The organism is Pseudoalteromonas piscicida, assembly GCF_000238315.3.
Classification (GTDB): domain Bacteria; phylum Pseudomonadota; class Gammaproteobacteria; order Enterobacterales; family Alteromonadaceae; genus Pseudoalteromonas; species Pseudoalteromonas piscicida.
Map to the genome: position 1 here is coordinate 2,622,669 of NZ_CP011924.1, position 11,892 is coordinate 2,634,560.

Annotated in this window: 13 protein-coding genes; 5 read left to right on the plus strand and 8 right to left on the minus strand. The window is 42.2% G+C overall.

Annotation, left to right across the window (positions count from 1 at the left end):
• Nucleotides 1–62 precede the first annotated feature (62 nt).
• The 4 genes from PPIS_RS12220 to PPIS_RS12235 are packed head-to-tail and all read right to left on the minus strand — an operon-like array spanning nt 63 to nt 3,599.
• Entirely contained in the window at nt 63–1,625 is a 1,563-nt protein-coding gene (locus PPIS_RS12220; RefSeq protein ID WP_010374138.1) for a serine hydrolase, read from the minus strand.
• A 45-nt stretch (nt 1,626–1,670) separates the two neighbouring features.
• Nucleotides 1,671–2,201 (minus strand): gamma-glutamylcyclotransferase family protein, encoded by a 531-nt coding sequence (locus PPIS_RS12225; RefSeq protein ID WP_010374140.1) that lies wholly within the window; start codon nt 2,199–2,201, stop codon nt 1,671–1,673.
• Entirely contained in the window at nt 2,201–2,824 is a 624-nt protein-coding gene (locus PPIS_RS12230) for a LysE family transporter (protein WP_010374142.1), read from the minus strand. The genes PPIS_RS12225 and PPIS_RS12230 overlap by 1 nt, the downstream gene beginning before the upstream one ends.
• Nucleotides 2,808–3,599 carry a hypothetical protein gene (locus PPIS_RS12235; RefSeq protein WP_010374145.1) on the minus strand — a complete coding sequence of 264 codons (792 nt, stop codon included), beginning with the start codon at nt 3,597–3,599 and terminating at the stop codon, nt 2,808–2,810. The genes PPIS_RS12230 and PPIS_RS12235 overlap by 17 nt, the downstream gene beginning before the upstream one ends.
• A gap of 81 nt (nt 3,600–3,680) precedes the next feature.
• Here PPIS_RS12235 and PPIS_RS12240 point away from each other — a divergent pair, with 81 nt between their 5' ends.
• The 5 genes from PPIS_RS12240 to PPIS_RS12255 all read left to right on the plus strand — a co-directional run bounded on the left by PPIS_RS12240 (nt 3,681) and on the right by PPIS_RS12255 (nt 7,503).
• Nucleotides 3,681–4,010, plus strand: coding sequence for a 5-carboxymethyl-2-hydroxymuconate Delta-isomerase (locus PPIS_RS12240; protein WP_010374147.1), 330 nt, complete (start codon nt 3,681–3,683; stop codon nt 4,008–4,010).
• A gap of 23 nt (nt 4,011–4,033) precedes the next feature.
• Nucleotides 4,034–4,744, plus strand: coding sequence for a 16S rRNA pseudouridine(516) synthase RsuA (rsuA, locus tag PPIS_RS12245; RefSeq protein ID WP_026345592.1), 711 nt, complete (start codon nt 4,034–4,036; stop codon nt 4,742–4,744).
• A gap of 99 nt (nt 4,745–4,843) precedes the next feature.
• Complete coding sequence (locus PPIS_RS12250) at nt 4,844–6,502, plus strand: methyl-accepting chemotaxis protein (RefSeq protein WP_248694172.1); 1,659 nt, start codon at nt 4,844–4,846, stop codon at nt 6,500–6,502.
• 246 nt (nt 6,503–6,748) lie between these two features.
• Nucleotides 6,749–6,874: a hypothetical protein gene (locus PPIS_RS25625; RefSeq protein ID WP_019647436.1), complete on the plus strand. Its 126-nt coding sequence runs from the start codon at nt 6,749–6,751 to the stop codon at nt 6,872–6,874.
• A gap of 140 nt (nt 6,875–7,014) precedes the next feature.
• Nucleotides 7,015–7,503: a hypothetical protein gene (locus PPIS_RS12255; protein WP_010374154.1), complete on the plus strand. Its 489-nt coding sequence runs from the start codon at nt 7,015–7,017 to the stop codon at nt 7,501–7,503.
• Between the two features lie 5 nt (nt 7,504–7,508).
• Here PPIS_RS12255 and PPIS_RS12260 read toward each other — a convergent pair whose 3' ends face one another.
• The 4 genes from PPIS_RS12260 to secF all read right to left on the minus strand — a co-directional run bounded on the left by PPIS_RS12260 (nt 7,509) and on the right by secF (nt 11,885).
• Complete coding sequence (locus tag PPIS_RS12260) at nt 7,509–8,300, minus strand: substrate-binding periplasmic protein (protein ID WP_010374156.1); 792 nt, start codon at nt 8,298–8,300, stop codon at nt 7,509–7,511.
• A gap of 86 nt (nt 8,301–8,386) precedes the next feature.
• The gene (locus PPIS_RS12265; protein WP_010374158.1) at nt 8,387–10,168 is read right to left on the minus strand and encodes a bifunctional diguanylate cyclase/phosphodiesterase; all 1,782 of its coding nucleotides are present in this window, start codon (nt 10,166–10,168) and stop codon (nt 8,387–8,389) included.
• A gap of 112 nt (nt 10,169–10,280) precedes the next feature.
• The gene (locus PPIS_RS12270; protein WP_010374160.1) at nt 10,281–10,808 is read right to left on the minus strand and encodes a hypothetical protein; all 528 of its coding nucleotides are present in this window, start codon (nt 10,806–10,808) and stop codon (nt 10,281–10,283) included.
• Nucleotides 10,809–10,940: 132 nt separating this feature from the next.
• Nucleotides 10,941–11,885 (minus strand): protein translocase subunit SecF, encoded by a 945-nt coding sequence (secF, locus tag PPIS_RS12275; RefSeq protein ID WP_010374162.1) that lies wholly within the window; start codon nt 11,883–11,885, stop codon nt 10,941–10,943.
• Nucleotides 11,886–11,892: the final 7 nt, after the last annotated feature.

Genomic DNA, 11,892 nt, shown 5'->3' on the forward strand with positions numbered 1-11,892 from the left:
AAGTAGCTATCCTTTCACTATATCAAAGCCACATAATTGTGGCTTTGATACTTTGGTATATCCTAATGCTGGATTTCTTTCGCCTTTAAATCCAAGTTATGGAAATCGAAACTAAAGTCGGTTATTTCCGGATTAACAAATTCCATCGCAGCAGACTCAACCCGTTGAGATTTATCCATCACAAAATTGATGTAAGCATCTGCTTCAAGTAATGGCTCATCCCACCGTACCACAAAGGTGTTACCGGTTAGGTGCTCAAGTTTCCCTTTTAAGCGCTTAGTATGCGTAAAATCAATGCGCAGTTCCTTACCGAGCTTTTCCACTACCACATCGCCATACCAAGCGCTAGTTAGTGTCCCCGTGTAGTGGTTTAATGGTAAAGCTGGTTGTGGTTTTGCAACTTCGATTATCCCAGCTTTAGCGTATTTTTCTTGTTGCGCCTTAAAGTAGTCATCGGCGATGATCTGCACCCAGTCTTTATCTTCTAGGCCAAGTGCATCTTCAAACACTTCATTGATAATCGCTGAAAGTGCGGGGTATTTTTGTTGGTTTGATAAGACCACCACACCCAATTTTTTCTCTGGGATCATCGCAACTTGCGACACCATACCTAAAATCCCGCCGCCGTGACCTACCTTTTTATAACCAAAGTAGTCCTCCACTGCCCAGCCAAGGCCGTACCCTCTAAACTGCTGGTGGTATACTTCTGCGGCTTTTGCTGCGGGAATACGTGTAATGTGTGGATGCCACATTTGCACTTGTTGCTCTTGGCTAAATAGCTGCTCGCCAGAAGGTAAGCGACCACCTTCAAGCTGAGTTTGTAACCACTTGGTCATGTCATCCACGTTAGACGCAATGGCGCCAGCACCACGGAAATCTTCTAGGTAGTTAACAAAGAACGGTGTAAGTTTGCCATCCATCGGAATATAGCCAGTCGCCCAATTACTATTGTTAGCTGGGATCCGAGAGAATCCAGCCTTTGAATCATCCATATCCAGCTTGGTAAACATTTCCTGCTCAACAAAATCGCGCCAATCTTTACCACTGACTCGGCTTACGACTTCTCCTGCAACCACAAACATCAAATTGTTATAAGCGTAATGGCTACGGAAACTTGAATCAGGTTTGAGATGTGAAATACCTGCTAGCAATTCTGGCATGGTTTTATCAGTATCAGGCCAGATCATAAGATCGCCCGCCCCAAGACCCAACCCACTTCGATGACTTAATAAATCTCGGATCGTCATCTCTTGAGTAACATAACTATCGTAAAGCTTAAATTCTGGAATGTGTTTGGTGACTTTGTCATCCCAATTCAGTTTGCCTTGATCTATCAACATCGCCAGCGCTGCTGCCGTGAATGCTTTGGTGTTGGATGCAATACCAAACAAGGTATCCGCATTGACCTTGGCTGGCTTATTTAAGTGCGTCACCCCAAAACCCTTGGTCATCACAACCTTGCCATCTTCTACGATACCGATTGCCAAACCTGGAATATTAAATTTTGCCATTGCGCTTTTTACCGCAGTTTCAACATCTTGTTGGTTTACTGCCGCACTTACCTGCGCACTAAGAAAACTTGCTGCAACTAGGCCGGAGGTTAATAGCCATTGTTTTATTTTCATTATTTTTCCTTGGATTTTTGCCACAACTAATCATGATGTTACGAGTTAGGCCTTAAGGTTTAACTTTGTAGCATCACAGTGGTAGATGGCTAATTCTTGTTGTTGTCTGTCACTATTATTATCTGTAACGTGTGGTTGCGCCGAAATTGCCTGTAAATAGCTGGTTGGAAACTGATGCTCCTTTGCCCCAGCGAACACATGATGTAAGTACCAATCGAAAGGTAATTGTTGTTCCACAAAAGTGTTAGCAATATAGCACCAGGCGTCCACGATACCGCCATCTTGTCTTTCAACTGGCAAGCAATGACAGCTGTAGCGCTCCCCTTCAATGTCGTCCAATCGCGCCTTTTCTTGCTCATCCAACGCATACAAAACGCCATAAACATGGCTATTTACTTCAGTGCTCGGCGTAATACTGCACTTGGCTGAACCATCGGTGCTCAACATATCAAAAGTCAGCCGATAGCCATGCAATTTCCCCACTCCAAGTAGCTTCGCTTGTGGTAAGCGAGCAAGCAAACGTGCAGTCGACATATTTGAACCAAAGCTAAAGTTAATAATGTTTTTGTCACACATTAGACCACCAACCTTACTGCAAGCAATAACATGATCACACCGATCCCGCGATCAAACCAATGTCCTGCACGACGAAAAAATTGTCTTACCCTTGTTTTTGATAAAACTAAAGATAAAAACGAAAACCAAGCCCAGGTAGCCAACGCCATATAAACACCGTAAAACAACTGCACACTGCTTGGTGTGGTTGGCTCAATCACTAAGGTAAAAAGCGATAAGAAAAACAACGTTGCTTTGGGATTTAAGGCATTGACTAAAAAGCCTCGCTTTAACGCAGTCCAATTAGACTCAGTAACAGCGTGTTCAGTGATATTTTCTTGCTCTGAATTGGGTTTTGCATACCGCAACGCTTGAACACCAAGGTAAGCGAGGTAAAGCGCGGCTAAGTATTTTACTGCTGTGAACAAGGTTTCAGATTGAGATAGCAGTAACGCAACCCCCAATAAGCAATAACTGACATGTACTAAAATACCAAGGCCAACGCCAAAACTTGTCCAAAGGGCGTTTGCTCTACCCTGCTGTACACTTTGTTTAAGCACTATCGCAAAATCAGGACCGGGACTTGCGACAGCAAAAAAATGTGCCAGCGCAATTAAGATAAACTCATCAAGATAAACGAGCATGTGCATGCTCCTGTAAGGCCAGTAAATCACCTCGCTCTGAGTTATCCATTAAGGTATTAATTTGCTTTTTCGCCTTTTTATACTGACTCACAAGGTGTGACTTAAGATACTTATGACCATCTTTCACCCCTTTAAAATGGCATACTAGGGCATGCACAAAAACACTCTGCTGCTCCGTCAGTGCAGCTTTTCGGTTGGCATATTGGTTGTAGCAAGAACCACATCCTCCCCTAAAGTGATATACGGTATTAGACACCATGACCCCAAAGCCAAAAAAGCTCGCCAGCACATCACAAGCCGCGTCTAATTGCGCTTCCCCACCTGGAGGTAACACGCCACGCTGTAAAATTAAAACTTTTGCCATAACACCTGCATAACTGGCGATCAGATCTTGAGGCTGATTTATTTGATTGGGATTATAAGAAATCAAAATAGGCGCAGCCGGTTCAGCGATAACCGCTTGCTCACCGCGCCAACGCCCTGCAATGTTTAACTTAGTCATGCTGGTCGACGCGAGCATGCGTTCAGGCGCAACCAAAGTGATTGGCCACCGTTGTAATCCCGCATAGGACTTTACTCGGGAGAAAACCACTGCCGCCATCTCTTCAATACTGGATACCGGCTCAGGAAAACAACTGGGAGTCGGAGTAATGATCTGCGTTTCATTTAAAAAGTACTCGCCATCAAAATGCTCAAATGCCCAGACAAAGGTATCAATTAACCATTGGGTTTCTTCATCGCTAAGCAAAGGTGAGACTTTAAATAAGGACAGCATGCTAATAATTCACTCTTTTCTGGAATAACCCCTGATAAATAGCATAAACTCTGAGCCTAATGCAAAAACATGGAGTTTCACATGCCACACTTTATTCTCGAACACTCAGCTAATTTGCCAATTGACACCGAGGCATTAGTATCACAGGTGCAGCAATTTGCCTGTGCAAGTGGCTTGTTTGATCCAACTTCCGTCAAAACCCGTGCTGTTGCTTTTGAGCATTTTCAGTTAGGTGATGGCAAACAAGGATTTATTCACCTACAAATCCATATGATGGCTGGTAGAACATTAGAGCAAAAACAAATGCTCACGGAAGGTGCTCTAAAGCTTTTGCTCGCAAAGGTCGGGGAGCATTTTGCTCTCAGTGTCCATTGTTATGATTTATTATCCGATATTTACCGCAAAAACTAATTTATTATTCGAGTTATTTAGCTATGAAATTTCCATGTAGATTGGAGAAATTTTTGAGCCACGTTGCAGAGATGCCGCGCAGCAAGGTCAAAATTAATATTAAAAAAGGTCTAGTTACCGTCAATGGCAATGTCGTCAAAAAAGGCGATATTCAAGTCACCCAAGCAGACCATATTACTTTCGATGGCAAACGCCTAGAGTATTTGGGTTTACGCTACTATATGCTAAACAAACCACAAGGTTATGTATGTGCAAATAGTGATGAATTACACCCTACAGTATTCGATTTAATCGAAGAACCTAACTTAAAAGATTTTCATGTTGCAGGTAGACTGGACATCGATACGACGGGCTTGGTTCTGCTCACGAACGATGGTGATTGGTCTCATCAAATCACCTCGCCAAAGAAACAAAAGTTTAAAACTTATGTACTAGAAAGTCGCGATGAACTCACTGAAGAAGCGCTAACACAGCTTGAGCAAGGCGTTGAGTTACATGGTGAAAGACAAGCAACCTTACCAGCAAAAGCCGAGCTTATTGATAAATTTGCACTACGCTTATCTATTTGCGAAGGAAAATATCATCAAGTAAAGCGCATGCTTGCCGCAGTTGGCAACCAAGTAGTTGAACTTCATAGAGAAAACATTGCAGGGATCGAACTTGATCCAACCCTTGCTGAGGGAGAATATCGCCCGTTAACTGATGAAGAAATAAGCATAATTAATGCAAATTAGTCTTCACCCTTAAGTAGTATGAGTAAATATCATCTCAAAATAACCCGCATAGGGCATTAACCTACTTACAAACTCCCCCTAAACATGCTAAATCATGTAATGAGAGTATTTTTAGGGGGCGATCCTGTGTTTTCTAGTTTCACATTAAAAGCAAAAATAATTACCTTTGCCGCCGCAATATTTGTTTCATTACTTGCCGTTGCCTTTGTAGGTCTTCAAGCTCTGCGCCATGCCAGTGAAAGCGATAATATTGCACGTATCAACCAATTAATGAAAAGCACCATTAATATTGTTAAACAGTTTGAGCACTTTGCAGAGCAAGGAAAACTGACTGAGCAACAAGCAAAAGAGATGGCAATTCAGGTTTTAAGAGAAAATAAATACCATGACTCTGAGTATGTGTATGTTGTTAATGATAAAATGGACTTCGTAGCAACACCTCATGACCCCCAACTACATAACACCAGCTTTAATGACTTTGAAGATGCTGACGGCAAAAGCATAGGCAGCATGGTGAAGCGCTTAGTCGGTAACCAATTTGATCAGATCATTACCTACAATTGGACCTCACTACGAGATGGAGAAGTTGTCGACCTGACCTCAGTGGTTCAAAAAACCCCAGGATTTGGCTGGTACGTCGGCACAGGTATTAGTTATAAAGAAGTGAATGAGCGCTATTGGGACACCGCAATCTGGTTAGTTGCACTTTCTTTAATGGTTGCCGTTGCATTAACCACCGCACTTGCGCGGTTTGGACTGTCTTTGAATAACAAACTTGGTGCTGAAATCAATGATGTACTCGAAATCGTAAAACATGTTTCAAGAGGAAACCTGACTACACCAATCGATACTGATGAATGCCAAGATTATAGTATTCTCGCAGCCATGGCCTATATGCAAGGCGGACTAAGAGGTGTAGTTGAAGGACTTAAGGAAGCAACCAAGGCGCTACAAAACCAAACATCAGACAGCGAAGTACGCTCAGTAGAACTTGAGAATCTAACTCGTAGTTTAAATGCAGAAACTCAGATGGTGGCTTCAGCAATTACCGAACTCACAGCATCAGCACAAACCGTCGTCGAACATGCCGAGCAAGCTGCAGATTCAGTTCAAGAGGCTGAAAAGCAAGGTAATGCAGCCGACAAACTGACCGCCCAGGCAGCGACTGAAATTGCATTATTAGAGCAACAAATTGACAGCGCTGGTAATAACATTCAAGTGCTAGATGAAGAAGTATCTAACATAGCCAATGTACTTACCGTTATCCAATCTATCGCCGAGCAAACCAACTTACTGGCACTCAATGCTGCGATAGAAGCAGCACGAGCTGGAGAGCAAGGACGAGGCTTTGCTGTCGTAGCGGACGAGGTCAGACAGCTTGCTCAGCGCACTCAAACCAGTACAGAAGAGATCCGTACCATGATCACTAAGCTGCAAAGTGCGACTCAAGATGCGAAGGCTTCGGTAAGTTTGAGTATTGCAACAAGTGAAAAGACGGTGAGTATGTCATCTAAAGCTTCCCAAGCGCTTGTGCAAGTCGCCGATTCGTTAAAATCTATATCACAGATGAGTCATCAAATAGCTCAAGCAGCCAAAGAGCAATTGGATGCAGGTGAAGATACAGCCAAACGTGTCGTTATTATTTCTGATACCGCATCGCAAACGGCTAGCGTCTCAGAAAAAGCGCACAAAGCGACAGATACGATTAAATCATTATCCGGAAATCTAGAGCTTGAGATGGCTAAATTCAAGGTGTAAAAAACTAAGTTTATCTTTACTTTTCATACCATTAGAATAGTGTAAATATATCTAAACTATTATTTGAAAATTTTCTTTAATTTTTCATTCACCTTGTGTTTATTTGGTGTTAAGTTTGTACCTGTCGGGAGTGTCGGTTGAGTAGTCTGGCACGGCCCTCCTGAAGTTGTGATAATCACAATAAAAGATAAACCCAATACTATTTGATCACTTGGAATTCAAGTGAGTTCAATAAGGACTATGATAATGCAAAAGCTAAATTTGAAAGAATGCAAAAAGGTTTCTGGTGGTAATATTTACGAGCCAAACGATCCCAAAGCCGCAAAGAGCGAAACGCCAACAGCAAAAAATGAAGCTAGCAAAAAAGATTAGCACTCACCTATGAAGAAAAACTTTTCATTAGGAGACTTACTCATTCCATACGCCATTGTGGCAGTAGGTCTCCTAGTTCTGTACGATATTAGGTTTCATTTCTATCTCATTTACCTGTTAATCGTTTTAACAGTCTTTATTTGGGGGCTCGCTTAAAAGACATCAATATATGCGCTTTATCTCTTCTTGCCATTGTACCGTTTACCCTAGAAACAGCGGTGTTTTCCTCCGGCCTCATCAGTTTAGAATCGTCTAAAGATCAGAGGTTACTTCAAAATACTCTCATTTTTGGAGCACACTTTTTAATCGACTTAATGATCGTATTCCCTCTTACATATCGTGTAGAATTGACGAAAAAGTTATTTCCTAAATTCAAAACTCGCTATACCTTTGCTGATGCAATAATGCCTTGGTTAGCGATATTTAGCGTATGTATGAGCTTTGCTGCACTAGTTGAAAATTACTTTAGAAATGCGAAGGGTGTAAATCTGACATTTTTCTTCTACAGCTTTGATGTTAGCGGTTACCTGATATACAGCGCTAACTGCCTAATTTTATTAATTTTAGCCGCCGTTACTTACAAAGAAGCGTATGATTATGCACTTCCAAGCCTGAGGAAAAAGAGATAATCAACTCAAAAGTAAGGGTTGACTAGCTCGATACTCTCACTTTCAAGTTGCTTGTTAAGACCATACTTTTGCTTTAAAGATTGTAACTCGCCAGACGCTTGAAGTTTGGCAAGTCCCTCTTTCAAGGCTGTTGCTAAAGCCTGTTTATCCTTATTCACAAAGAAATAAAATGCGGTTGAATAAGAAAGGTGGAAATCAGGCACTATCATCAAGTTTGCATTATTTTGCGCAATGAGTTCTGATTCTGCCTCGATTATTGAACGTGGAAAATAATCTGCTTTCTTATCCGCAATCAGATTAAACATGGTTTGATAATCAGAAATCGGTCTGACCTTAAGACCGTTGTAGCTTAGAATTTTGGTATCAGGCCAATCGTGCCCCTGAACTGCGGTAAAACGCTTTAATCCATTAAGTGACCGAACTGCTTTTATGGCGGGATAAATATCTTTATGAACAATCAGCACACGTTTACCAATAAGTTCATCATACAAGGGGACCTTAATAGGAATAGCAATTCGCTCACGGGCTGGGCTGGTCATCGACCAATGCAAATCAACCTTACCTCGGCTTAGTGCCATTAACGTGCGCTGTTGATGAGGGTGGATTTTGATGTGTTCAATTTGAGCTGAGTACTTAGCAGCCGCTAGCGCCTTTTCTAGTAATTCGTAAAGATAAAGATCGCGATCGTACAAGGTTCGCGCTTCTTTCGCGACATAGATTAACTCGGGGGTTTGCGCCGCTATACAAGCACTTTGAAACACCAGAGCAGAGATAATTACACTCAACTTTAACTTCATCGCACAACCCTCTTTTAGGGGAAACAATACTACAATCAAGAGTATTTTTACGGATTGCTATTACTATTGCGTAATTAAAAATATAGTCAACCTGCATTTTCCAATCGTACAGTCGATACCGTAGGCTTGCGACGGTTACATACAAATAAATAGCTATTACGATAGCGCTTTGCTTCTTTCTTAGCATCCGTTGCTAAAGCTGCAACTTGGTGCGAATTTATACAGTGTTGTAAATCTGGTCTCACTAAACCAATCGATAAAGTGAGTAAAGGTACAAATTGCTTTTGCCCTTCACGATTTGTTGCCCAGTAACCGCCAGCACTAACATGCTCGGGAGTAAAAAAGGCTTTTGATTTAAGCTCAAACTGAGTGATGATTTCATGACACAACACTTCTGCATCATTATTATCGAACACCACCATAAAGTCGTCGCCCCCGATATGCCCAACAAAGCTTGAGCTCTGTGCACATACATCAACTGTCACCTCAGCAAGTAGCTTAATCACGCTATCGCCACTGGCATACCCATATAAATCATTAAACTGCTTAAAATGATTAAGGTCGATATATGCAAGAGAAAAGTCATGATGTGAACGTAACCTTTGCTCTATTGCCTCATTTATCGCGACATTGCCCGGCAACATGGTTAATGGATTGGCATGTTGAGCATGACGAATTTTTTCTTCTGTAATATGCTTGAGTATGTCTCTCAAGGGCGCTAAGCCAAGATAACGACTATCTCTTGTAATAATGATATGACGTCGAATATCAAATTCATGGTCGGTTATTTGCTTACTCACCGTATCAAGCTCTTGCTGCTCATCCACCACTAACGGCTGTTTATCCATCAACTTAATCACTGATTTCTTATCGAAGAGTGCATGACCATATGGTGCCGCAAAGACCTCAGTCAGTTGATCTCTATGTAGCAGCCCAACAGGCTCTCTAGCATCGTTAACCACTGCAAGGCTGGTTAGCTTACGATCTTGTTCAAACAACCTATGAGCATCGATACATTGCGTACATTCATGGATAGCATTAGCCTCTTTAGCAAGCCAACCGATTGCCATCGACTGCTCAAATTGATTGAAGGCCGTTTTGGATTCCGTGTGCAAAGATTTAAACAGTGCAAGTTCAGTGGGAGGCTTTCGAGTTGGCTTAGCAAGTAAGAAGCCCTGCGCAATCACTATACCGAGCTGCTCAATAAGCTTCAGCTCTTCAATTCGCTCAATTCCCTCAGCTATAACCTGAGTGCTAGTGGCTTTAGCAAGCTCGATAATGGACTTTAAAAACTCGCGTTTCACCACACTTTGGTCACAATGGTCGATAAAATATCTGTCGACTTTGACGCAATCAGGGCATAACTCCGACCACTTCTTGAGACCAGAGTAACCCGCTCCCAAATCATCAATCGCAATTTGAAATCCAAGTTCTCGATAATGGGTAATTGTAGTTAGTAGCAGATCCGCATCATCTACTTTGTCTTGCTCAGTCACTTCAATGACGACACGCTTGGGATCGAGCCCATACACTTCTGTAAGATGTCTGGTTTCGCCCTTTGGGTGGCTCGGATCAAGTAACGCTTTTGGACTAACGTTTAAAAATAACTTACCAGGAAGGTTGAGTGAGACAAACTGCTTAATAGCGGCTTCACGACAGATAATCTCGAGTTCTGACAAACGCTCCTGCTTACTCGCAATCGCAAAAAGCTTGTCTGGAGATTCCAACAATGAGCCAGACATGCCACGACTTAATGCTTCAAACCCTAAGATTTGCCGTTTCGCAAGATCGTAGATAGGCTGAAACAGAGTAAATACAGCTTTTTCTTTTATTATTGTATTAAGTACTAACGTGCGCGAAGGATCCACAGCATTAAACTCACTGTAAAAGTATAATCGCGCACGGTAGCAACAGTGTATGACAGATATATGTCAATCGGGTGAAATGTACCCAATTTGCAATTGAATGATTTTCAACCGCTTACTTCAGCGCTCGCTCTACCTGATCAAAGTGTGCAATCACTTCCACAATTTCCATCTCTGCACTCTTATAGTCTTCAGCACCACTAAACCCTTTCATCGCAATCGCTTGAACAGTTGCTGGATGCACTAATAAATCTTTTGCATGGTAGCAAACTGGGTCATCAAACTTGGGTAATTTACCATCTGCGTGATAGCCCGTTTCGATTTCTTCAAGTGGTAAAGTAGGAATGATATCAGCGGCCTTATCCAAGGCATCTAGATAAGTCTGACACTGAGGATACTTGGCCACAAACTCATTAAGCAAAGTTCTAGAAAGAGTCACAAGATCGGCGGATTGTGCTTCAAGTGCTGCAGCATCTTTCTCGATACGAATATCCGCAAGTAAGGTCTCGGCTTGTGCTTTATATTGTGCCAAAGATGAGGTTGCTTCCGTGGGAGCGGACTCTGTGCGTTGTTCTAATTCAGGTTGCTTAGAACATGCGGTCATTAATGTTAATGCGCCAACCGCCATCACAAGTTTGTACATAAGTATCTCCTTTATTGATAACGATTATCATTATATACTACTGTCATTTTTTAGAAACAATAAAATGAAGTTTTACAAGCAACAAAAAAGCGGCCAAAAAGCCGCTTTCGATTATCACAATAATTTCTGTGATTAAGGCATAGCGTCTAGGTCTGCACCTTCTTTTTCAACTTCTACCGGGATCAAATCTTCTTTGCTAACGCCCATTGCTACTGCAACTGAACTCGCTACATAAACAGAAGAATAGGTACCGATAAATACACCGAACAGCAGGGCCGTCGCAAAACCATGAATGGTTTGACCACCCCAAACAAATAGCGCGATCAATACAAGGATAGTCGTGATTGAGGTCACTAATGTACGATTAAGCGTTTGTGTCAGTGAAATGTTGATGATCTCTAAGGTGTCATCAATACGTACTTTACGGAAATTTTCACGAATACGGTCAGACACAACGATAGTATCGTTGAGTGAATAACCTATTACCGCCAATATTGCCGCTAAAATCGTTAAGTCAAATTCCAGACCTAAGATTGAGAACAGACCCATTGTCAGTACAACATCGTGGAAGAGTGCAAATACAGCACCTACCGCAAAGCGCCATTCAAAACGAAAAGCAACGTAAATCAAGATACAGATAAGCGCGGTTAGCATCGCTAAGCCACCCTGCTCTTTGAGATCTTCACCAACACTTGGACCTACGAATTCAATGCGGCGCATCACCACACTTTCGTCCGCTTGTTTAAGTGCTGCAATAAGCTGGTTACCTAGTACCTCAGCTTTCACGTCGTCTCCACGAGGGGCGAGTCGTACTAATACCTCTTGGCTTGAACCAAAAAGTTGCACAGAGGCATCGGCAAAACCGCTTTCAGCTAATACACTACGTACCTTCGCTAAGTCCGCAGGCTGTGAAAACCCAACTTCAACTGCCGTACCACCGGTAAAATCCAAACCAAAGTTTAGTCCTTTCACCATAAACGAGCCGATTGAAGCCAAGATCAACAATGCCGAGAAAGCCATTGAAAGCTTTCTTGCCGACATAAAACGGATAGTGCCTTTTAAGTTTAATAATTGCATGTCCGTC